Source organism: Streptomyces sp. 796.1, from assembly GCF_047525675.1.
GTDB lineage: Bacteria > Actinomycetota > Actinomycetes > Streptomycetales > Streptomycetaceae > Streptomyces.
The window spans coordinates 94,416-116,005 of record NZ_JBLIWA010000013.1; the positions used below are offsets into that span (position 1 = coordinate 94,416).

The 21,590-nt window shown below is 72.9% G+C and carries 20 protein-coding genes; 17 read left to right on the forward strand and 3 right to left on the reverse strand.

Annotation, left to right across the window (positions count from 1 at the left end):
- Positions 1 to 4: 4 nt before the first annotated feature.
- Both mqnP and ACMA1D_RS11465 read left to right on the forward strand, forming a co-directional pair.
- On the forward strand, positions 5 to 928 hold the full coding sequence (gene mqnP, locus ACMA1D_RS11460; RefSeq protein ID WP_414723792.1) for a menaquinone biosynthesis prenyltransferase MqnP: 924 nt from the start codon (positions 5 to 7) through the stop codon (positions 926 to 928).
- Positions 929 to 1,141: 213 nt separating this feature from the next.
- The gene (locus ACMA1D_RS11465) at positions 1,142 to 1,867 is read left to right on the forward strand and encodes a UbiX family flavin prenyltransferase (protein WP_414723793.1); all 726 of its coding nucleotides are present in this window, start codon (positions 1,142 to 1,144) and stop codon (positions 1,865 to 1,867) included.
- Between the two features lie 251 nt (positions 1,868 to 2,118).
- On the opposite strand, the gene ACMA1D_RS11470 is transcribed toward ACMA1D_RS11465, so the two are convergent.
- On the reverse strand, positions 2,119 to 2,256 hold the full coding sequence (locus ACMA1D_RS11470) for a hypothetical protein (RefSeq protein WP_414723794.1): 138 nt from the start codon (positions 2,254 to 2,256) through the stop codon (positions 2,119 to 2,121).
- 138 nt (positions 2,257 to 2,394) lie between these two features.
- Here ACMA1D_RS11470 and ACMA1D_RS11475 point away from each other — a divergent pair, with 138 nt between their 5' ends.
- The 6 genes from ACMA1D_RS11475 (at position 2,395) to ACMA1D_RS11500 (ending at position 8,192) form a co-directional block, all read left to right on the forward strand.
- Positions 2,395 to 2,850 (forward strand): Lrp/AsnC family transcriptional regulator, encoded by a 456-nt coding sequence (locus ACMA1D_RS11475; RefSeq protein WP_349994551.1) that lies wholly within the window; start codon positions 2,395 to 2,397, stop codon positions 2,848 to 2,850.
- Positions 2,851 to 3,041: 191 nt separating this feature from the next.
- Positions 3,042 to 4,232: an aminofutalosine synthase MqnE gene (gene mqnE / locus ACMA1D_RS11480; RefSeq protein WP_414723795.1), complete on the forward strand. Its 1,191-nt coding sequence runs from the start codon at positions 3,042 to 3,044 to the stop codon at positions 4,230 to 4,232.
- Positions 4,233 to 4,558: 326 nt separating this feature from the next.
- Positions 4,559 to 5,083, forward strand: a complete 525-nt coding sequence (locus tag ACMA1D_RS11485) for an N-acetyltransferase family protein (RefSeq protein ID WP_414723796.1) — start codon at positions 4,559 to 4,561, stop codon at positions 5,081 to 5,083.
- Between the two features lie 167 nt (positions 5,084 to 5,250).
- A complete protein-coding gene (locus tag ACMA1D_RS11490; protein ID WP_414723797.1) occupies positions 5,251 to 5,538 on the forward strand; it encodes a DUF4229 domain-containing protein in 288 nt (95 codons plus the stop codon).
- Positions 5,539 to 5,972: 434 nt separating this feature from the next.
- On the forward strand, positions 5,973 to 7,280 hold the full coding sequence (locus tag ACMA1D_RS11495) for a dicarboxylate/amino acid:cation symporter (RefSeq protein ID WP_414723798.1): 1,308 nt from the start codon (positions 5,973 to 5,975) through the stop codon (positions 7,278 to 7,280).
- Positions 7,281 to 7,550: 270 nt separating this feature from the next.
- Positions 7,551 to 8,192, forward strand: a complete 642-nt coding sequence (locus ACMA1D_RS11500; RefSeq protein WP_414723799.1) for a TetR/AcrR family transcriptional regulator — start codon at positions 7,551 to 7,553, stop codon at positions 8,190 to 8,192.
- A 446-nt stretch (positions 8,193 to 8,638) separates the two neighbouring features.
- Here ACMA1D_RS11500 and ACMA1D_RS11505 read toward each other — a convergent pair whose 3' ends face one another.
- Positions 8,639 to 8,842 (reverse strand): cold-shock protein, encoded by a 204-nt coding sequence (locus ACMA1D_RS11505; RefSeq protein ID WP_003984261.1) that lies wholly within the window; start codon positions 8,840 to 8,842, stop codon positions 8,639 to 8,641.
- A gap of 312 nt (positions 8,843 to 9,154) precedes the next feature.
- On the opposite strand from ACMA1D_RS11505, the gene ACMA1D_RS11510 reads away from it, so the two are divergent.
- The 6 genes from ACMA1D_RS11510 to ACMA1D_RS11535 all read left to right on the forward strand — a co-directional run bounded on the left by ACMA1D_RS11510 (position 9,155) and on the right by ACMA1D_RS11535 (position 17,708).
- Positions 9,155 to 10,036, forward strand: a complete 882-nt coding sequence (locus ACMA1D_RS11510) for a menaquinone biosynthetic enzyme MqnA/MqnD family protein (RefSeq protein WP_414723800.1) — start codon at positions 9,155 to 9,157, stop codon at positions 10,034 to 10,036.
- Positions 10,037 to 10,307: 271 nt separating this feature from the next.
- The gene (locus ACMA1D_RS11515) at positions 10,308 to 12,428 is read left to right on the forward strand and encodes a serine/threonine-protein kinase (protein ID WP_414723801.1); all 2,121 of its coding nucleotides are present in this window, start codon (positions 10,308 to 10,310) and stop codon (positions 12,426 to 12,428) included.
- Positions 12,429 to 12,707: 279 nt separating this feature from the next.
- Positions 12,708 to 13,907 (forward strand): cyclic dehypoxanthinyl futalosine synthase, encoded by a 1,200-nt coding sequence (gene mqnC, locus ACMA1D_RS11520; protein WP_414723802.1) that lies wholly within the window; start codon positions 12,708 to 12,710, stop codon positions 13,905 to 13,907.
- 31 nt (positions 13,908 to 13,938) lie between these two features.
- Positions 13,939 to 14,640 (forward strand): imidazolonepropionase-like domain-containing protein, encoded by a 702-nt coding sequence (locus ACMA1D_RS11525; RefSeq protein WP_414723803.1) that lies wholly within the window; start codon positions 13,939 to 13,941, stop codon positions 14,638 to 14,640.
- 132 nt (positions 14,641 to 14,772) lie between these two features.
- Complete coding sequence (locus ACMA1D_RS11530) at positions 14,773 to 15,465, forward strand: demethylmenaquinone methyltransferase (protein ID WP_414723804.1); 693 nt, start codon at positions 14,773 to 14,775, stop codon at positions 15,463 to 15,465.
- 590 nt (positions 15,466 to 16,055) lie between these two features.
- Positions 16,056 to 17,708 (forward strand): hypothetical protein, encoded by a 1,653-nt coding sequence (locus tag ACMA1D_RS11535; protein WP_414723805.1) that lies wholly within the window; start codon positions 16,056 to 16,058, stop codon positions 17,706 to 17,708.
- 188 nt (positions 17,709 to 17,896) lie between these two features.
- Here the strand turns inward: ACMA1D_RS11535 and ACMA1D_RS11540 are convergent, their stop codons facing one another.
- The gene (locus ACMA1D_RS11540; RefSeq protein ID WP_414723806.1) at positions 17,897 to 18,403 is read right to left on the reverse strand and encodes a GNAT family N-acetyltransferase; all 507 of its coding nucleotides are present in this window, start codon (positions 18,401 to 18,403) and stop codon (positions 17,897 to 17,899) included.
- A gap of 395 nt (positions 18,404 to 18,798) precedes the next feature.
- Between ACMA1D_RS11540 and ACMA1D_RS11545 the strand changes: the two genes are divergently transcribed.
- From ACMA1D_RS11545 to ACMA1D_RS11555, 3 genes are all read left to right on the forward strand, one after another.
- Positions 18,799 to 20,097 carry a geranylgeranyl reductase family protein gene (locus ACMA1D_RS11545; RefSeq protein ID WP_414723838.1) on the forward strand — a complete coding sequence of 433 codons (1,299 nt, stop codon included), beginning with the start codon at positions 18,799 to 18,801 and terminating at the stop codon, positions 20,095 to 20,097.
- 564 nt (positions 20,098 to 20,661) lie between these two features.
- Positions 20,662 to 21,099 (forward strand): hypothetical protein, encoded by a 438-nt coding sequence (locus tag ACMA1D_RS11550; protein ID WP_414723807.1) that lies wholly within the window; start codon positions 20,662 to 20,664, stop codon positions 21,097 to 21,099.
- Positions 21,096 to 21,581 (forward strand): hypothetical protein, encoded by a 486-nt coding sequence (locus ACMA1D_RS11555; RefSeq protein ID WP_414723808.1) that lies wholly within the window; start codon positions 21,096 to 21,098, stop codon positions 21,579 to 21,581. The genes ACMA1D_RS11550 and ACMA1D_RS11555 overlap by 4 nt, the downstream gene beginning before the upstream one ends.
- Positions 21,582 to 21,590: the final 9 nt, after the last annotated feature.

Below are 21,590 nucleotides of genomic sequence, written 5' to 3' on the forward strand. Positions count from 1 at the left end.
GCCCATGAGCGCTGATTCGGCAACCTCGGAAGTCATCGGGCCCGAGCCCGTCCCACCCGGCAGGGTCAAGGCGTTCCTGCGGCTGGTGATGATCGAGCACTCGGTCTTCGCCCTGCCGTTCGCGTACATCGCCGCGCTCACCGCGATGTACGAGGAGGACGAGAAGATTCACTGGGGGCTGTTGTTCCTGGTGACGCTGGCGATGGTGGGGCTGCGGACCTTCGCCATGGCAGCCAACCGCATCATCGACCGCGAGATCGACGCCCGTAACCCGCGCACGGCCGGCCGCGAGCTGGTCACCGGCGCGGTCTCGGTGCGCTCGGCGTGGACCGGCGCGCTGGTGGCGCTGGTGTTCTTCCTGGGCGCGGCGGCGCTGCTGAACCCGCTGTGCCTGGCGCTGGCACCGGTCGCGGTGGTGCCGATGGTGGTCTATCCGTACGGCAAGCGGTTCACCCACTTCCCGCACGCCATCCTCGGCCTCGCCCAGGCGATGGGTCCGGTCGGCGCCTGGCTCGCGGTGACCGGCTCCTGGTCGTGGGACGCGGTGATCCTGGGGCTCGCGGTCGGCGTGTGGATCGGCGGCTTCGACCTGATCTTCGCCTGCCAGGACGTGGCGGCCGACCGGGCGCACGGCGTGAAGTCGGTGCCGGCCAGGTTTGGCATCCCGGCCGCGCTCTACGGCGCCCGCGGCAGCCACGTGGTGACGATGGCGCTGCTGGTCTGGTACGCGCTGGCCACCGACGCCGGCGTGCTGTTCTGGCTGGGCCTCGCGGTCGTGGCGGTGGCCTTCGTGTACGAGCACTCCATCGTCCGTCCGCACGACCTGTCCCGGCTCAACCGGGCGTTCTTCACGGTCAACGGGGTGATCGGGATCGTGCTGTTCGTCTGCACGCTGGCCGACCTGTTCGTCCGCGGCCTGACGCTCTAGCCGCACCGCCGGCGGTGGCGAAACGTACCGCCGGGGTCCAGTCGGCGGTCTCAGGGGCGCGTACGGGGCGGCGTGCGCCGATGGCGTCCGGGGGCGCACCGATGGCCGGGCGGGAGCGCTCGGGCCCGTACCCGCGCGGGAGGGCCGGGCTGGCGGCGGCCCGGAACGTCGGTGCCCGGATCGGTCCGGCGGGGTGCCGGATAGGCTCGGGCCGTGGACCGACTTCAACGCGCAACCCCGCGCAGCCCCTGGCTCGTGGGGGTGTCCGGCGCCTCCGGCACGCCCTACGCGGCCTCCGTGATCCGAGCCCTGCTGCGCGCGGGCGAGCCCGTTGACCTGGTGATCAGCCGGGCCGCCCGGCTGACGCTGCTGGACGAGACCGGCATCTCCTTCCGCGATGCGCACTGGCGCGCCGACCTGGAGCGATGGCTGGCGCGCGGCGCCGACGGCAGCCCGGACGCGTTCGCGGCCGAGGCCGCGGCGGTCGGGGAGGACGCAGCCGGGGGCGGGCAGGCGGACATCCGCTACTGGACCGCGGGCGACCTGGCGGCCGGCCCCTCGTCGGGCTCGTACCCGGTCCGCGGCATGATCATCGTCCCGGCGAGCACGGCCTCGGTGGCCGGGGTGGCGCTCGGGCTCTCCAAGGACCTGTTGCAGCGCGCGGCGAGCGTCACGCTCAAGGAGCGCAGGCCGCTGGTGGTGGTGGTGCGGGAGACGCCGCTGGCCGGCCAGACGCTGCGGCACCTGGTGGCGCTCGACGAGGCGGGCGCGGTGGTGCTGCCCGCGTCCCCGGCGTTCTACGCGGGTGCCACCCACATCCAGGAGCTGGTGGACTTCGTCGCCGGGCGGGCGCTGGACGCGGCCGGCGTGCCGCAGGAGCTGTACCGCAGGTGGGAGGGGGCGCTCGGTGCGGCCAGGGAGGCTCGCCGTGCGGGGTAGCGCCGGGCTGGCCGGCCGCCGGCGGGGCGACGACCCGGCCGCTCGCGGGTGCGCGTCGCGTGGCCCGTACGGATGGTCAGTGCCATGTCGCGGGAAGACAGAAGCGGCAGGCCCGGGGGGAAGTGCCCGGTGCGCTGCCGCGGTCACGCGTCCTGCTGGGGGCGCGACTCCGGCGGGACGCGTGGGCGCCGGGGTGCGCGGGCCTGACGCTCGGCGTCAGGCCGCATCGAGTCGATGCGGGGAGGCTGGGGTCAGCGCTTCTTGGCCCGGCGCTTGTGCGCCTTGGCCGTGGTCTCGCGCTGCTGCTGCACAGCCTGCTGAGCACGCGAGCGGTTGGCTATCTCCTGCAGCTCACGCATGCGGGCATAAGCCATCTCGATCGTGTACAAGGGGTAGCTCACTCCTGAAGAATCGTCGTTGATTGAGGTAGTTCAGCTAGAGATTCACAGGGTCTCGCGCCCTGCATGCCTTAGATTCTACACCCAAACCTTCTGGATCGCAGAACTTTGAAAGGTGCGTGCCGTCACATGGACGCGGTCGACAGGCAACTCATCCAGGCCCTGCGGGAGAACGGCCGGGCCTCGTACGCGGAGCTCGGGCGGCTCGTCGGCCTCTCCGGGCCCAGCGTTACGGACCGGATCAACCGCCTGGAGGCGGCCGGGGTGATCACCGGTTACCGCGCCACCGTCGACTCCGCCTCGCTCGGCCTCGGCGTGACGGCCCTGATCGGCATCCAGCTCTCGGACGCGGTCGACCACGAGGACGTGGCGCTGCGGCTGCGCGACCTGGCGGAGATCGAGGACTGCTGGTTCATCGCCGGCGACGACTCGTACATGCTCAAGGTCCGCGCCGGCGACGTCGACGACCTGGAGCGCACCATCCGCCGCCTCTCCGGCACCGTGGGCGTCTCCCGCACCCGCACCACCATCGTGCTCTCCACCAAGTGGGAGAACCGGGTCGGGGAGCTGCCCGAGGACGTGTGAGCGTCGGGGCGGAGGGCGGGGGTGCCGCGGTGGCGCGCCGGCAGGGCACGGCCCGCCGCCGCTCCCCGCCGGGCTCCGCCCCCGCCCCGCGCCGCCGGTCGGGGCCGGTGTGCGAGCCGGGCGGGTGGGGCGCGTGGGGCGGGGAGTACGCTCGACGGAGCCCGAACACAGAGGTACAGGGGAGGCGCCGGATGGCTGGGTCGAAGGCCGTGTCAGCGAATGACGCGGGGCTCAAGCGCGAACTTGAGCAGAAGATCCGCGCCGGGGAGCGGCTGACGCGCGAGGACGGGATCGCCCTGTACGGGTCCGACGACCTGGCCTGGCTCGGCGGCCTGGCGCACGAGGTGCGCACCCGCAAGAACGGCGACGTCGTCCACTTCAACGTCAACCGCCACCTCAACATGACCAACGTGTGCACGGCCTCGTGCGCGTACTGCTCCTTCCAGCGCAAGCCGGGCGAGAAGGACGCGTACACCATGCGCATCGAGGAGGCCGTCCGGCTGGCCAAGGCGATGGAGGGCGAGAACCTCACCGAGCTGCACATCGTCAACGGGCTGCACCCCACGCTGCCCTGGCGCTACTACCCGCGCTCGCTCTCCGCGCTGAAGGAGGCCCTGCCGCAGGTCTCCCTCAAGGCGTTCACGGCCACCGAGATCCACCACTTCGAGAAGATCTCCGGGCTGCCCGCGTCCGAGATCCTGGACGAGCTCATCGACGCCGGCCTCGAATCGCTGACCGGCGGCGGCGCCGAGATCTTCGACTGGGAGGTCAGGCAGCACATCGTGGACCACGACACCCACTGGGAGGACTGGTCCCGCATCCACCGCCTCGCGCACGAGAAGGGCCTCAAGACCCCGTGCACGATGCTGTACGGGCACGTCGAGGAGGAGCGGCACCGGGTCGACCACGTGCTGCGGCTGCGTGAGCTCCAGGACGAGACCGGCGGCTTCCAGGTCTTCATCCCGCTGCGTTACCAGCACGACTTCGTGGACGTGAAGGACGGCAAGGTCCGCAACCGGCTCCAGGCCAGGACGACCATGGCGACCGGCGCCGAGGCGCTGAAGACCTTCGCGGTCTCCCGGCTGCTGTTCGACAACGTGCCGCACGTCAAGGTGTTCTGGGTGATGCACGGCGTGCAGACCGCGCAGCTCGCCCTCCAGCACGGCGCCGACGACATGGACGGCTCGGTCGTCGAGTACAAGATCACCCACGACGCGGACAACTACGGCACCCCCGCCAAGCTCACCCGCGAGGACCTGCTCGACCTGATCCGCGACGCGGGCTTCCGCCCGGTCGAGCGGAACACCAGGTACGAGATCATCCGCGAGTACGAGGGCCCGGACCCGGCCCGCCGCGACGCGCCGCAGCCGATGCGCCTCTGACCTGATCTGATCTGATCACTGCCGGCCTGACCTGATCCGTGCCTGATCTAACCGGCTAGGCCCGGGATCCTGCCTGACCGGCCCAGCGCCGGCACCAGCCGCCCGCGGCGCCGCCTCCCCGGTGGCACCGCGGGCGGTGGCGTGTGCGGGGGCGGCGGCTGTGGTGCTCGTGGGGCGGGGCCGCGGCGACGGCAGGTGGTGTCCTGGCCCGCAGCCCGCAGCCCGCACGCGCGCCTCGCGCCCCCCTTCGCCCGCATCCCCCGGAGGGGCGCAGCTCACACCGCGGAGGGGTGCGCTCCGGATTTCGTAATGACTAAGCTCGGCACATGACCCTTACGTACGTCCGTGATCCGCAGCTCACCCCCGTGCTCCAGGACGACCTGGTGCGGCTGTGGACCGAGGTGACGCAGGCCGGCGGGGCCGTGGGCTTCGTGCCGCCGGTGACCGAGGACGACATCCGACCGGTGGCCGAGGAGCAGTTGGCCGCCGTGCGCCCGGGCCCCGGCGGCACCCGGCTGATCGCCGCGTACGACGCCGGGCGACTGGTCGGCACCGTGTTCATCGCGCCCGCCAAGCACCGGCTGATGCTGCACTGGGCCACCCTGGTCACGGTCATGGTGCACCCGGACCTCCAGGGCGGCGGCCGGGGCAAGGCCATGCTGCGCGAGGCCATCGACATGGCCCGCGACCTCGGCTTCAAGGCGCTGCGGCTGGGCGTGCGGGGCGGCACCGGGGTGGACGCCTTCTACGCCACGCTCGGCTTCAAGGAGGTCGGCCGCGTCCCCGAGTCGATCAGGGTCGCCGAGGACGACTACCGGGACGACATCGCCATGTGGCTGCGGCTGGCCTGAGCCCCGCACCGGGCCCGCAGCGAGCCCGCACCGGTCGCGCCGGGCGGCACGCGGCGGCGCAGGGTGGAGGCGCCTGCCGCTGCGCTTTTCCGGCGTGATTCACTAGAAGGGCAGGCGAACACCATCCGGCCGATACCGCAGCACCCCCGGGAGAAAGAAGACCAGCCGTGTCTCTCACGCCGAGCGCCACGCTCCGATACACCGCTATGCGTCTGGGCATCTTCGTCGGTTGCTTCCTGGCCCTGTGGGGCCTGGTCCACTTCGGCGTCCTGCCGTCCGGCCTGGGCGACTCCAATCTGCTGTGGGTGCTGATGCTGGCGATCGTGGTGTCCGCCCCGCTGAGCTTCGTCCTGCTGCGCAAGCAGCGCGACGCCATGTCGGAGCAGATCGTCGTCAAGGTGGACCGCGCCAAGGAGCGCCTGGTCGCCCACCAGACCCAGGAAGACGGGGTGTAAGGCTCCTCACACCCCGCCGGGGTCCGCGCTCGCGCCCCCGCACTGATCCACCCCACGCCCCCTGCCCGCGGTTGCCGCCCGCGCAGGGGGCGTTGGCGTTCTCCGGCGCCCGTGGCCGGCGGCTTCCGTGCCGCCGGCGGGTGCTCGCCGGGAGGCCGCTTCGGGCCCCGTACCAAAGATCTTCTTTGGGTTCCTCAAAGTTAAAGTGTTAACGTCATTGCCATGTTGACCGCAGCAGCGCACCGTCCCCCCACGAGCCCCGTGCTCGTGGCGCGCCTGCACGTCGATCTCTGCCGCTGTCTGTCCGCGGCCTGTTGCCGCCTGTAGCACGTGCGCACAGCGGCCACGGACCCCGTCCCTTCCGTACGGGGTCGTTGACGCCGCTCTCTCACTAGCAACTGCCCTGGCATCCGTCTGTCTTCGGAGAGTGTCCGTTGTCGTCCCCACGCCTGACCATCCCGCGCGCCCTGCGGATTCCCTTCTGGGCGCAGATCCTCCTCGGCCTCGTCGCCGGTGCGCTGCTCGGCTGGGCCGCCCGCAGCGGTGACGTCCAGTGGCTCATCACCACCCTGGACAAGATCGGCTCGATCTTCATCCAGTTGCTGAAGCTGGCCGTCGCCCCGCTGGTCTTCTTCGCGATCCTGGTGTCGATCACCAATCTGCGGAAGGTCAACAACGCGGCCCGGCTCGCCACCCACACCCTGCTGTGGTTCATGGCGACCTCGCTGATAGCCGTGGCCATCGGCCTGCTCATCGGCCTGGTCACCAACCCCGGCTCCGGCACCGGGCTCACCCCGGCCGACGGTTCCAAGGTCGACTACAAGGGCTCCTGGCTGGACTTCCTCACCGGCATCGTGCCGCAGGACGTGATCACGCCGTTCACCGAGCTCAACGTCCTCCAGATCGTCTTCATGGCGGCCGTCGCCGGCGTCGCCGCCCTCCAGCTCGGCGAGAAGGCCGAGCCGATCCTCACCCTCAGCCAGTCCGTCCTTGAGCTGCTCCAGAAGGCCCTGTGGTGGGTCATCAAGCTGGCCCCGCTCGGCACGCTCGGCCTGATCGGCACCGCGATTGTCGAGTACGGCTGGGACCTGATCGGCAAGTACGCGACCTTCACCGCCGACATCTACGTGGGCTGCGCCCTGGTCCTGTTCGGCGTCTACCCGCTGCTGCTCGCCACGGTCGCCAAGCTCAACCCGGTGCACTTCTTCCGCGGCGCCTGGCCCGCGATCCAGCTCGCCTTCGTCTCCCGCTCGTCGGTCGGCACCATGCCGCTGACCCAGAAGGTCACCGAGCGGCTCGGCGTGCCGAAGGAGTACGCGTCCTTCGCGGTGCCCTTCGGCTCCACCACCAAGATGGACGGCTGCGCCTCGATCTACCCGGCCATCGCCGCGATCTTCATCGCGCAGATCTTCAACGTGGACCTCAGCGTCGGTGACTACCTGCTGATCGCCTTCGTCTCGGTGATCGGCTCGGCCGCCACGGCCGGCCTGACCGGTGCGACGGTGATGCTCACGCTGACCCTGTCCACGCTGGGCCTGCCGCTGGAGGGCGTCGGCCTGCTGATGGCGATCGACCCGATCGTCGACATGATGCGCACCGCCACCAACGTCGCCGGCCAGGCGCTCGTCCCGGTGCTGGTCTCGGCCCGGGAGAAGATCCTGGACCACCGCGCGTACGAGACGGCCTCCGCCTCGCCGCTGGACGAGGCCCCGCAGGAGGGCGCTCTGCCCGCCGCGGCCTAGTCCGCGCCGAGCTCTCCGTCCCCACACCGCCCCGGTCGCCCACCGCGACCGGGGCGGTGTCGTACGCGGTGGGCAACACCACGCTTGTCGTACGCGCCGGGGCCGCGCCACACCTGTCGTACGCGCCGGGGGCGGGGAAACGTACGGGGAAGCAGACATTGCCCGCAAGCCGCCGATCACCCCGCGGGGCAGCCGCCGAACAGGGATGATGCCGAGGTGGGAACCGTAGCTTTGAGCGGCTGTGAGCCGGTACCGGGAGGGGCGTTGCGGATGGGTGGCGGTAGGAGCAAGCGGATGCCGCGGGCGGTGCGGGAACAGCAGATGCTCGACGCCGCGGTGCAGACCTTCGCGCGCCGGGGCTACCGGGCCGCCTCCATGGACGACATCGCCGAGTTGGCCGGGGTGTCCAAGCCCTTGGTCTACCTGTACCTGAACTCCAAGGAGGAGCTGTTCAGCGCCTGCATCAGGCGCGAGGCGAAGGCGCTGGTGGCGGCGGTGCACGCGGCGGTGGAGCGGGACGTGCCGGCCGATCGGCAACTGTGGAGCGGGCTGCGCGGCCTGTTCGCGTACACCGCGGCCCATCCGGACGGCTGGGCCGTGCTGCACAGCCAGGCCCGCACCCAGGGCGAACCGTTTGTGCGCGAGGTGGCGGCCATGCGCGCGGAGTTGGTCAGCTTCGTGGAGGCGCTGATAGGCGAGGCGACCAGGGAGGCCGACTGCGACCCGGAGTTCGCCGACCGGGAGGTGGCCGGGCTCGCATACGCGCTGGTCGGGGCCGCCGAATCGATGGCCGAGTGGGCCGGTTCGCCGGACGGCCCGGGCCCCAAGGAGGCCGCGGCGACGCTGATGAACTTCGCCTGGGTCGGCCTCGGTCACCTCATGCACGGCGAGAAGTGGACGCCCGGCGGCTGACGCGGCCCCGCCACCCACCCGCCACCTCGCAGCCAGTCGACAGCAAGCCGACGGCAAGCCAACGGCTACCCAGCAGAAAGCCGCTGGATAGCCGAAGCAAAGCTGCCACGGGCGACCGGTAACGAGCAGAAGCGGGCGGGAACCGCCAGAATCCCAGCGGGGCGGGACGGGAATCCCCGTACGCCCCCCGATGGTTGACAGGAACCCGGCAAAAGTCGCGGGCGAAAACCCGGTAGCAGTTCGAGCGCGGGCTTCCGTCAACGAATGGCGACGCATGTCGGTGAATATCGCTGTGGGCGAACTCCGGGGAAGTCGGCCGCCTCCGGAAAGGGAAAAGGCAGGAGCCCTACTTCCCCGCCGAAACGGGGGAGCAGGGCTCCTTGGGTACTACATCAGGAACGAATAGGTGCCGACCGCGATGGCCGAACCGCGCAGATCCGGGTGGATCAGACGGGGGTGACGTTCTCCGCCTGCGGACCCTTCGGGCCCTGCGTGACGTCGAAGTTCACCTGCTGGTTCTCCTCAAGCGAGCGGAAACCAGAGGCGTTGATCGCGGAGTAGTGGACGAAGACATCCGGGCCGCCGCCGTCCTGGGCGATGAAGCCGAAGCCCTTTTCAGCGTTGAACCACTTGACGGTTCCGGTAGCCATAAGCCCTCCTTGGGCCAAAGGGTTGCCCTGCTCCAGAACCTGCAAGAAGTCTGAAAACTACAAAAGCCTGCGGCGTTACATGCTCCGCAGGCTCTGTACTGCAAGGGAAACCAAACTGCAACTTGCGGCGAGCCTAGCACGGCCGATGCCCCGGGGAAAGAGCGAAAGATCACGGGGACGAGCGGTTTCCAGGCGCCTCGGAAGGGGAAATCGCGCACGTCAGCGGCGTTCGCCCAGACCCCTCCGACAGCGACGCTACGCCACCCGCCCCCCGGCGCCGCCATCGGCCCACCTCGGGGCTAGCCTCCGGATGTGGACAATTCAACCCCTGTCGCCGCTACCGCCACCGGCCAGCACCGGAGCCGGCCGCGGGTCGGCCACATCCAGTTCCTCAACTGCCTGCCGCTGTACTGGGGCCTGGCCCGTACCGGCAGCCTCCTGGACCTTGAGCTGACCAAGGACACCCCGGAGAAGCTCAGCGAGCGGCTCGTCCGCGGCGACCTGGACATCGCGCCGGTCACCCTGGTCGAGTTCCTGCGCAACGCGGACGACCTGGTGGCCTTCCCCGACCTCGCGGTCGGCTGCGACGGCCCCGTCATGTCCTGCGTGATCGTCTCCCAGGTGCCGCTGGAGCAGTTGCACGCCTCCCGGGTGGCCCTCGGCTCGACCTCGCGCACCTCGGTACGGCTCGCGCAACTGCTGCTGTCCGAGCGGTACGGCGTGCAGCCCGAGTACTACACCTGCCCGCCCGACCTGGGGCTGATGATGCAGGAGGCGCAGGCCGCGGTGTTGATCGGGGACGCCGCGTTGCGGGCCAACCTGCACTACGCGCCGCGGCTCGGCCTGCACGTCTACGACCTGGGCCAGATGTGGAAGGAGTGGACCGGGCTGCCGTTCGTCTTCGCGGTCTGGGCCGCCCGCCGCTCCTACCTGGAGCGGGAGCCCGAGTTGGTGCACAAGGCCCACGAGGCGTTCCTGGCCTCGCGCGACCTCTCCCTTGAGGAGGTCGCCAAGGTCGCCGAGCAGGCCGCCCGCTGGGAGGCGTTCGACGCCACGGTGCTGGAACGGTACTTCACCACCCTGGACTTCAGCCTGGGCGCCGATCAACTCGCCGGTATCGCCGAATTCGCCCGCCGCACCGGCCCCACCACGGGCTTCCCGGCCGACGTACGGGTGGAGCTGCTCTCCCGCTAGCCGCCCCGACGGCCTCCACGGCCACGCACCCCGGGCCACGCGCGCGCGGGGGGCGCGACGTCCGTCCGGACGTGACGTACGGACATGACGTGCGGGCGGGGCGTGCGGACGTGAGGCGTCATGGTGGGACGCCGGCGGTCGGCGTGACCGGGCGGTGGGGTTCCGGTCCGGGTGGGGTGTCCGCCCCGTGGCGCCCTGCGATCGGTCCTCTGCCGGTGCCCCGGGTCGCCCACCTAAGCTGGGCGGCGCAGTGGAGGGGGAGGGGCACACGATGTACCCGCTGGAACCGGATGATCCCCGCGGCATCGGCGCGTACCGGCTGCTTCGTCGGCTCGGCGCCGGCGGGATGGGCCGGGTGTACCTGGGGCGCAGTGCGGGGGGCCGCACCGTCGCCGTCAAGCTGGTCCATCCGCACTTCGCGAGCGACACCCAGTTCCGGGCCAGGTTCCGGCGCGAGGTGGCGGCGGCCCGGCAGGTCGGGGGCGCGTGGACGGCGCCGGTGCTCGACGCGGACCCGGACGCGCCCGTCCCGTGGGTGGCCACCGGCTACGTCGCGGGGCCCTCGCTGACCCAGGCCGTGGAGGAGTTCGGCCCGCTGCCCGAGTCCTGCGTACGGGCGCTGGGCGCCAGCCTGGCCGAGGCGCTGGTGGCCGTGCACGGCCTCGGCCTCGTCCACCGTGACGTCAAGCCGTCCAACGTGCTGCTGGCCCTCGACGGGCCGCGGCTGATCGACTTCGGCATCGCCCGCGCCATCGAGGGCACCGCCTCCCTCACCTCCACCGGCGTCTCCATCGGATCGCCCGGCTACATGTCGCCCGAGCAGATCCTCGGCCGCGGCGCGACGGCCGCCGCCGACGTGTTCTCGCTGGGCGCGGTGCTGGCGTACGCGGCCACCGGCCGGCCGCCGTTCCCCGGCGACTCGTCCGCCGCGCTGCTCTACAAGGTGGTGCACGAGGGGCCCGAACTCGCCGACCAGCTCACCGGGGAACTGCGCCAGATCGTCGTCGACTGCCTCGCCAAGGAGGCGGAAGAGCGCCCGGCCCCGGCCGAGTTGGCGCGCCGGCTGGCGGCCGGCGAGGCCGCGGCGACCCTGGTCCGTACGGGCTGGCTGCCCGCCCCGCTGGTGGAGGGTGCCAGCCGGCGGGCGATGGAACTCCTCGACCTGGATGCGGAACCGCCCGGTCCGTACGGGGCGGGCGCGGGCGGATCGGCCGGTGCGGCAGGCGGGCCGGCGGGCGCCCTGTGGCCCGCGGCCGGTGGCCCCTCGGGGCCCGGCTCGTACGGGGTGCCGACGACCCGCCCCGACGTGCTGACCGGGCAGCCGACCGGGCCCGAGCCGCTCGCCCCGCAGCCGGCCGGGCCCACGCCGCCGGCCGGGCCCGTTCACGCCCCCACGCCTGCGCCCGCGCGCGAGGACGGTGCATCCGCGTCCGGCGCGGCGTTCGACGCCGGGTTCGGTGGCGTGGCGACCCCGGTTCGCGGCACGGACCAGGGGCCGCCGCCCGGCGCGTTCGGGCCGCCCGACCCCTCGTACGGCGGCGCCCGCGGGTCGGTGCCGGCGGCGGCCGGGCACCCCGCGGGGCCGCGACCCCCGGAGCTGCCGGCGCAGGGGCGCACCGCGGCGGGGAGCGGCGGCGCGGCGGTTGAGGGCGCCGCGTCCGGGCCGCCCGGCGGCGCGACGGGCACGGCCACCGGCGGCGCGGCCACGGGTGGCGCGGCTGCCGTGGCGGAGACGGCGAGCACCGGCCAGCAGGCCAAGGAGCGCCGGCTCGCGCTCTCCGCCGGCCTCGGGCGGCGCAACCGGCCGAAGTGGCTGAGCTGTTCGCTGGTGCTGTCGGTGGCCGGTGCGCTGGCGATCGGCACCTCGGCGGTGTTCCTCGTGGACAACCTGCACGGCGGTGGCGGCCACGACCGGTCCGCCGGCGCGAAGGAGTCCCAGCCGCCGGTCTCCGGCGGCGCGCGCCCCTCGCCCGACGCCTCGGACCCGCCCGGCGACACCGAGACGGGCCCCGGCACCGGGCAGTCGGCCGGCACCGTGCCGAAGAACCTCATCGGCACCTGGACCGGCACGATCTACGCCAAGGGCAAGTACAACGGCCAGCACACCGCGACCATCCGGCAGGGCCGGCGCGGCGAGGTCGTGGTGCAGGCCGTCGTCGATCTGGTCGGGATGCGCTGTCACGCCGTGGGCACGCTGGTCTCGGTGACGGAGCGGAACACCCGGCTGACCATCACCGAACGCCCCGACCCCGACAAGGACGACGGGCCGCTGTGCACCGGCGAGACGGCGCAGGCCACGTACACCTGGGACGAGGACAAGAAGAAGCTGGTCTACAAGTCCGAGGACACGGCCGGCGGTCGCCCGGTGGCCCGCCTGACGCGTCAGGAGTGAGAGCGCAGGGGTCAGCGTCGGTACGCGCGCGTACGGGTGCGTGTACGGAGACGGGGGCCGTGCTGCTGCGGTGGGTGGCGAGGGGCTGGCAGCGGTCCCGCCGTGGTTCGGTGGCGGGTCGGTAGCGGTTCGACGGCGGGCCGCCGACGGTCCGCCGGTGGGCCGTCCGGTGGGGATACGGGCTGGTCGGTGGGGGTGGGCCGGCCGCGGGCCAGGGTGTCGGACCCCTGGCGTACGCTGGATCAGGTCCGTATCTAACCCTCCGGAAGGGACGCCCCGGTGACGGAGAACGCCGATTTGCAGTCCGTCCTCGACCGCGCCGCCGGCGGCGGTCGGATCACCCCGGAGGAGGCGCTCGACCTGTATCGGAACGCGCCCCTGCACGCGCTGGGCGCCGCCGCCGACGCCGCCCGCCGCCGGCGGTACGCGGGGACCGAGCACATCGCGACGTACATCATCGAGCGGAACATCAACTACACCAACGTCTGCGTGACGGCGTGCAAGTTCTGCGCCTTCTACGCCCCGCCCAAGGCGCACGACAAGGGCTGGACCCGCGACCTCGACGACATCCTGCGCCGCTGCGCGGAGACCGTGGAGCTCGGTGGCACGCAGATCATGTTCCAGGGCGGCCACCACCCGGACTTCGGTGTGGAGTACTACGAGGAGCACTTCGCGGCGATCAAGAAGGCGTTCCCGCAGCTCGTCATCCACTCGCTGGGCGCATCCGAGGTCGAGCACATGGCGCGGATCTCCGGCGTCTCCGCCGAGGAGGCCATCCGGCGCATCCACGCCGCGGGGCTCGACTCGTTCGCCGGCGCCGGCGCCGAACTGCTGCCGGCCCGCCCGCGCAAGGCCATCGCGCCGCTGAAGGAGTCCGGCGAGCGCTGGCTCGAAATCATGGAGATCGCGCACGGCCTGGGCGTCGAATCGACCTCCACGATGCTGATGGGCACCGGCGAGACCAACGCCGAGCGGATCGAGCACCTGCGCATGATCCGCGACGTGCAGGACCGTACGGGCGGCTTCCGCGCCTTCATCCCGTACACCTACCAGCCCGAGAATAACCACCTGAAGGGCCAGACGCAGGCCACCCTCTTCGAGTACCTGCGGATGATCGCCATCGCGCGGCTCTTCCTGGACAACGTGGCGCACATCCAGGGTTCGTGGCTGACCACCGGCAAGGAGGTCGGCCAGCTCTCGCTGCACTACGGGGCGGACGACCTGGGCTCGATCATGCTGGAGGAGAACGTGGTCTCCTCGGCCGGTGCCAAGCACCGCTCCAACCGGATGGAGATCATCGACCTGATCCGCACCGCGGGCCGGGTGCCGGCGCAGCGCGCCACGACCTACGAGCACCTGGTGGTGCACGACGACCCGGCCAACGACCCCGTCGACGACCGCGTCGTCTCGCACATCTCGTCGACCGCGATCGAGGGCGGCACGGCCCACCCCGCCCTCAAGCTCGTCGACGCCAACTGAGCCGGGCGGGGGCGGGGCGAGGGGGCCCAGCGTGTTGACGGTGCATGCGGCCGACCTGCTGCTGACCGGCCCGGGGGCGGAGCCCGTGGCGGCCGGTGCGGTGGTGGTGGACGGCGCGCGGATAGCCGCGGTCGGCCCGTACGAGGAGTTGGCGGCCGACCATCCCGGGGCCAGGGAGCGGCGCTGGCCCGGGCTGTTGACGCCCGGCCTGTGCCACGCGCAGGCGCCGGCGCTGTTGGAGACCGCCTACCACCCCGACCCGCGCGAGGCCGCGGAGCTGGGCACCGAGCCCGTGGCCGAGCCGGCCGCGCTCGCCGGCCTCGCGCTGACCGACGCCCGCTGGGGCGAGTCCGCGCGCCGCGGCACCCAGCGGATGCTGCGGCACGGCACGACGGCGGTGACCGGCCCGTTCGCCCGCCCCGCGGTTCGTACGGCGGTGGCCAGGGCGGGGCTGGTCGTGCTGGCCGCCGGCCGGGTGGGACCGACCGGCGCCGCGCCCTCGGCTGCGGATGCCGCTGGGGACGCCGCGGTGCCACGGGTCTCGCTCGATCCGCTGGCCGCGCTGCCGGCCGGCGCGCCGCCCGACGCGGCGTTCACCGGCCCGCTGGCGCCCGGTGCGCGGGCGGACTTCGCGGTCTTCGCCGTGCCGACGCTCGCCGACCTGGCGGTGCACGGCGCGGCGTCCTGCGTGGCCACCGTGCTCGACGGCCGGCTGGTCTTCCGCCGGCGCTGACGCGGGGCGGTCGGGTCCGGGGCCGGGACCGGGCCCCGGTGCGCGACCCGCGGGAGGCAGCCCGCCGGGGCGGGGCGCGCCGGTCGGCGACCCCCGCGGCGGGCCGGGCGGGGCCGGGTGAACAATGGGAGGGTGACCCGAGCAACCCTGGACAAGCAGCCGCACGAAGTCGCCGCGATGTTCGATGACGTGGCGGCCAACTACGACCTCACCAACGACGTGCTCTCGCTCGGGCAGTCCCGCCTGTGGCGCCGGGCGGTGGGCCGGGCCGTGGACGCCCGCGCCGGCGAGCGGGTGCTCGACCTGGCGGCCGGTACGGGCACCTCGTCGCTGCCGTTCACGACCGCCGGCGCGTACGTGGTGCCCTGCGACTTCTCCCTGGGGATGCTCAGAGCGGGCAAGCAGCGGCACCCGTTCCTGCCGCTGACGGCCGGCGACGCGACCCGGCTGCCGTTCGCCGACGACGTCTTCGACAAGGTCACGATCTCCTTCGGGCTGCGGAACGTCCAGGACACCGAGGGCGCGCTGCGCGAGATGCTGCGGGTCACCAAGCCCGGCGGCCGGGTGGTCATCTGCGAGTTCAGCCAGCCGACCTGGGCGCCGTTCCGCACCGTGTACACGGAGTACCTGATGCGCGCGCTGCCGCCGGTCGCGACCGCGGTCAGCAGCAGCCCGGACGCGTACGTCTACCTCGCCGAGTCCATCCGCGCCTGGCCCGACCAGCCCGGCCTGGCCGCGCTGCTCCAGCGCGCCGGCTGGTCCCGCGTCGCCTGGCGCAACCTCACGGGCGGCGTGGTCGCCCTGCACCGCGGAACGAAGCCGTAGGGCCGTAGGGAGCGGCTCGGGCTGGGTGTCCGCCGCGCGAGGGGCGGGCGCTCCCCGTACGTCCCGGGCGTGCTGGGGCCGGCGGGGGCGTGGGCTCGCCCCGGGCCGAGCGGAGCTGAGCCACCCTTGAGCCTTGGCGCTCGCGCCGCTTCCAGGACCGTGCCGAGCCCGCGTGCCGCGCTGTGTTCGGGCGCCGGCGCTGCGCCCGGGCCCTCTCGTGCGGCGACGCTCGACCGTCAACTCCCTTAACCGCGGCACGAGTTGACCGTGCGCCCGGGGGAGAGGCGGGCGGTACGGCCGTGTGGTGTGGTGGCCGCCGGTGGGACGGGAGCGGGGTGCGTACTGCTCGTGAGGCGGGTGTAACCGCGGTGGCGCGGGGGTGTGTTGGGGGCGCGCGAGGGGCGTGGGGTGCGGTGGTTCCGTACGGGTCCCGGTACCGGTCCTCGTCCGTGACGCCGTACGTGACCTCGTGCGGCGTGCCGATCCGGGAGCCGGTCACGACGGGACGGGGGGACGTCCGGGCCGCGCGCCGCTAGGGTATGCACCCACCCCCACGCCGTACCTCACCGTGCCGATCCCACGGAGCAACCGTGCCGTCGAAATCCTGCTCTGTCTGCGGCGTCCAGGCGCCGACCGAGGCGCGTTTCTGCATGGGGTGTGGGCGCGCCCTCCCCGCGTCGCCCGCAGCCGTGGCGGAGTCCGCGCGCCCCGTAGACCTCATCAAGCACGAGCCCGGACGACCCGGGCCGGCCGCGGACGCCGCACCCGCGCGCCCGCCCGCATCCGCCGATGCCGAAGCCGCCGACGCGCCCGCTGCCGCACCGAAGGACGACGCCCCGGCCTCCACCACCCCAAGCCCCACCACCCCAAGCCCCACCACCCCGGTCGCCGACCTGCCCACGCTGACGGCGACCGACCCGCCCACCGTGTCGGCCCCGGCCCTGCCGCCGGGAGCGCTGCCGGGGCAGCCCGACGCCCGTGCGGTGGCCCGCGCGGCGGCGCAGTCGCCGGTGCCGCCGCCGGCCCCGGCCACCGCGCGCCCGGCCGGCCCGTACGGCAGGCCGCCGACCGCGCCGGCCACCTACGTCCCGCCGCCCAGGGCCGGTGGCCAGCCGGACGCGCCGCCGCACGACGGGTACGCCACCCCGCCGCCCGGCGCGGCGTACCCGCAGCCCGAACAGTCCCCGCAGTGGCCGTCCGAGCCGCCCGCCGAACCGCCCGGTCAGCCCCAGCCGGCGGCCCATCCGTACGCGCCGGGTCCCGGCCTGCCGCCGCAGCCGGGTGCCGGACCCGCCGCGCTGTACGGGGAGCCGTACGCCGAGCCGTACGCAGCCCAGGGCGCCGCAGCCCACGGCCCGGGCCCTGACCCGTACGGCGCGTCAGGTGCGGGCAGCCCCGCGACAGTCGACGGGACCACCCTGGTGCGGCAGGGCGACGGGCCGCGGCGCGGGGTCAGGCGGCGGCGGGCGCTGGTGTGGCTGGGGGTCGGCGTCGCGGCGTTCGTGATCGGCGGCGGGATCACGGCCGGCGTCCTGCTCTGGCAGGACAAGGGCGACAGTTCGGCCAGCAAGGTGGAGAGCCGGGAGCCGCACCGGACGGAGCCGAGCCGGGGTCCGTCCGACGGGACCACGGGCGGCCCCTCGCCCAGCCAGCAGACCGCGGCCCCCGACCCCTCGTCCGACCCCTCGGGCACGCCCGCCGCGCCGAACAGCACCGACCCCATGGACGACGTCACGGGCCAGCCCACGGGCGAGCCGACCGACTCCCTCGGTGACGCGCGGGACCCGGACACCCCGCCCGAGGGCTACCGCACCGCCCGGGACCCGCAGGGCTTCTCGCTGGCCGTGCCCGCCGACTGGGAGCGCGAGGTGCGCAGCGGCCAGATCGACTACCGCGGGGCCGGCTCGGCCGCCAACAGCTACCTGCGCATCGGCATCGTGCGCGGCACCGGCCAGTCGGCGATCGAGCACTTCCAGGAGCTGGAGGGCATCACCTCAGGGCGCACCGGCAACTACCAGCGCCTGGCCCTCACCGCCAACACCTTCCACGACCGGCCGGGCGCCCGCTGGGAGTTCACCTGGGTGGAGAAGAAGACGGGCCGCACGATGCACGCCATCGACCAGGCGTACGTGACGGCAGACGGCACCGAGTACGCGATCTACTACCAGGGCCCGGCCGAGACCTTCCCGGTCGACCGGGAAGCGTTCGACACGGCGCTGCTGACCTGGGCGCAGGGCGGCTGATCCGGCGTCAGGCCCGCACTCGGCGGGTCCCGGTGCCGCCGGGCCGACTGGTCCGGGCCTCGGTGCCGCCCGGGTCCGGTGCCGCCCGGCCCGCGGGCCCGGCCGGTGGGGCGGTGCCCGGGGCGTACGGGGGCGCACCAGGTCGTACGGGCCCCGGCCGTACGAGGTCCCCGGGCGCCCCCGGTGGCTCAGAGGTCGAGGCGGAAGCAGAGGCCGCGGGTCTTGGAGACCGGTGAGACGTAGGTCTCGGCCTCCTTCATGCCCAGCCGTTGGACGACCGCGATGGACCGCGCGTTCTCCGGGACGACCATCGCGACCACGTGCCGGATGCCGACCGCGCGCGCCCGCTCCAGCGTCGTTTCGGCGGCGAGCGTCGCGTAGCCCCGGCCCCAGTGGGCGCGGCCGAGCCGCCAGCCGATCTCGATCTCGCCCTGCGGCCCCCACTCGTGCGGCCACGGCTGGGCGCCGGTGAAGCCGACGGGCTCACCCGCCGCGTCGAGCAGGGTGTAGAGGCACACGCCGACGTGGTCGTGGTGGGCGCGCTGCCGTGCGGTGAACGCCTCGTAGTGCGCGAGGTCGTGCGAGGCGCCGCCGTGGAACTCCATCACCTCGGGATCGTCGAACAGCCCGTGCCAGGCCGCCGCGTCCTCCGGTATCGGCACTCGCAACTGCACGGCAGCTCCAGACATCGGCATGCGGGCACCCTTCTCGCGACTTTGCGTACGCCACATAGACTGCACCCGTCCAGTGCCCGGCGCGACCGGCACGTAGATACCGAGTCTTCGGGAGAACCTCCGTGAGCGAGAACGCCCCCGCCGAGACCGACCTTCCCCAGACCGGCGCCACCGAGACCGACGCCCCGGGGAAGAGCGGGACCGGGACCGGAGCCGCCGAGTCCGCCGCGACCAGCGCCATAGAACCGGCCCCCTCCACCACGCCAGAAGCCAGCACCGACGCCGTGGCCGAGACCGCCGAGCCTGTCGAGCCCGCCGCGAGCAGCGGCAGCGACGCCGCCGCGCCCGGCAGCACCACCCCGCCGAAGGGGGCGACCCGCATCACCACCACCAAGGGCCCGCGCACCCCGTCCGCGATCGCCGTCGGCCTCGGCGACGACGCGCTCTCCGAGCGCACCGCCGACGTGATCGTGGTGGGCGCGGGACCGGCCGGTTCCACCACCGCGTACTACCTGGCCAAGGCCGGCCTCGACGTCCTGCTCCTGGAGAAGACGGCGTTCCCGCGCGAGAAGGTGTGCGGCGACGGACTCACCCCGCGCGCCACCAAGCAGCTCGTCGCCATGGGCATCGACATCAGCGAGGAAGCCGGCTGGCTGCGCAACCAGGGCCTGCGCATCATCAGCGGCGGCACCCGACTCCAGCTCGACTGGCCCGAGTTGGCCTCGTACCCCGACTACGGCCTGGTCCGCAAGCGGGACGACTTCGACGAGCAGCTCGCGGTGCAGGCGCAGAAGGCGGGGGCGCGGCTGTACGAGCGGTGCAACGTCGGTGCGCCGATCATCGACCCGCGCACCAACCGCATCACCGGCGTGCACGCCAAGCTCGGCGAGGACAAGACCCCGGTCACCTTCCACGCCCCGCTGGTCGTCGCGGCCGACGGCAACTCCTCCCGGCTCTCCCTCGCGATGGGCCTGCACCGGGCCGAGAACCGCCCGATGGGCGTGGCCGTGCGCACCTACTTCGAGAGCCCGCGCGACAAGGACGACTACCTGGAGTCCTGGCTGGAGCTGTGGGACCGGCGCGGCGCCACGCCCAAGCTGCTGCCCGGCTACGGCTGGGTCTTCGGCATGGGCGACGGCACCTGCAACGTCGGCCTCGGCGTGCTCAACACCTCAAGCGGCTACAAGGACCTGGACTGGCGCGAGGTCCTCAAGGCGTGGTGCGCCTCGATGCCCGAGGACTGGCAGTTCACGCCCGAGCACATGACGGGCCCGATCCGCGGCGCGGCGCTGCCGATGGCCTTCAACCGGCAGCCGCACTACACCCGCGGGCTGCTGCTCGTCGGCGACTCCGGCGGCATGGTCAACCCGTTCAACGGCGAGGGCATCGCGTACGCCATGGAGTCGGCGCAGATCGCCTCCGAGGTCATCGTGCAGGCCAAGGCCCGCCCGACCGCCGCCCAGCGCGAGGCGGCCCTGGAGCGCTACCCGCGGGTCCTGAAGGACACCTACGGCGGTTACTACACGCTGGGCCGCGCCTTCGTGAAGCTCATCGGCCAGCCCAAGATCATGAAGATCGCCACCGAGCGCGGCCTGACGCACCCCATCCTCATGCGCTTCGTACTGAAGATGCTGGCCAACCTGACCGACCCGAGCGGCGGCGACGCGATGGACCGCATCATCAACGGGCTCACGAAGGTGACGCCCCGAGCGTGACGGCTCACGCCGGGTCGCGCGGTGCACGCGGCCGAGCGACCCGGCGAAGGCAGGTTGGCTCCTCAGACGTTGACGATCTGGGCGCGGTCGGTATCGAGGCACTGGGCGAGCGTGTGTCGCTCACCGTTCACACACCCACGAGCACCGTGGACCTGGACGTGGCCGTACGGCCCGACCGCGTCCACGTGGCCGTATGGGACGACGCGCCGCGCCACTGCCCCGCCATCCCGTACGCGTCCCGGGACGCCGACCTACGCACCGCCGCCGGCCCGGTCGGGGGCGCGTACGAACTCCCCGACGCGCTCACGGCGGCCGGCGCGGAGTACGGCAGGGGGCTGGCCCTGGTCGAAGAGTTGGCCTCGCCATGGGGATCGGTCAGCCCAACCAGGTGCGGCGGCCCGCCAAGTGCGTGTGGTTCACCCTCGACGGCCGGTCGGCGGACGGGTGACCCGTCGGCCTCGAACATGCTGACGGTGTGTCGTACGGTGTGTGCGGTATGCGATCGGGGTGGCGGCAGCGGAAGGATGCTGCGGGAGTGTGGCAGGGATGTGGCGAGGGGGCTGCATGGGGTTGGTTGACGAGTGCGTGGCGGTGCGCGCGGGGGAGGGGGACCCCCATGCGCTGATCGGTGAGTTTCGGCGCGCGATCGTGCTGGTCCCGGTGGTGCGCGGCGGGCTGCTGTCCTCCTCGTACGGCGGCATCCGCTGGATCTACGCCTTCACCGACGAGGGCGCGCTGATCCGCTTTCTGCTGACGCGAGGTCAGCCACCAGCCACAGACCAGGAATACGCGGCCGTGCTCGGCGCGCGGCTGTTGGACGTGGTGATACCGGCGCACGCGGATGAACCGTGCGGCGTCGCTCTGGACGTGGCGGACCCGGACCGGTCCATGTTCTTCCCGCCCGTCAGCGGCATCGTGCCGGACGAGGCCGCGGTGGACCGCATCACAGGCACCGCCCCGCAGCGGCCACATGATCGAGAAGGGTTGGTGAAAGCCCCGTGACCAGCGCGGACGACCAGGACGTGTGCGTGGTGGGAGAGGGGAACCTCAAGCTCACCGAGCAGGCGCTGAAGTCGATCACGGTCGGCATCAGCGCAGCGATCAAGGAGTTGGGGGAGATCGGTTCGCGCACGGACGCGCTCCACGGGGCGGGCCTGGCCGATCTGAGTCTGACCGGCATGGAGGCCGGGCACGGGGGCCTCGCCAGGGACTTCGAGGAATTCTGCGAACTGTGGGACTGGGGCGTACGGGGCCTGATGCAGGACGCTGACCAACTCGCCCAGCGCGCCGGCCTCGCGGCGGGGATGACCTGGGAGGAGGACCAGTACGTCGAGGGCACGTTCAAGATCGCGACCAATGCGGTGATCGGTAATCCGCACCTGAGCGAGGAGGAGGTGGTGGAGAAGAGTTGGGAAGAGGTGGTCATGGACCCGCACCGGGGCAAGGGCGTGAGTTCGCTGCCGATGGTGGGGCCGGAGCAGTAGGGGCGTTCG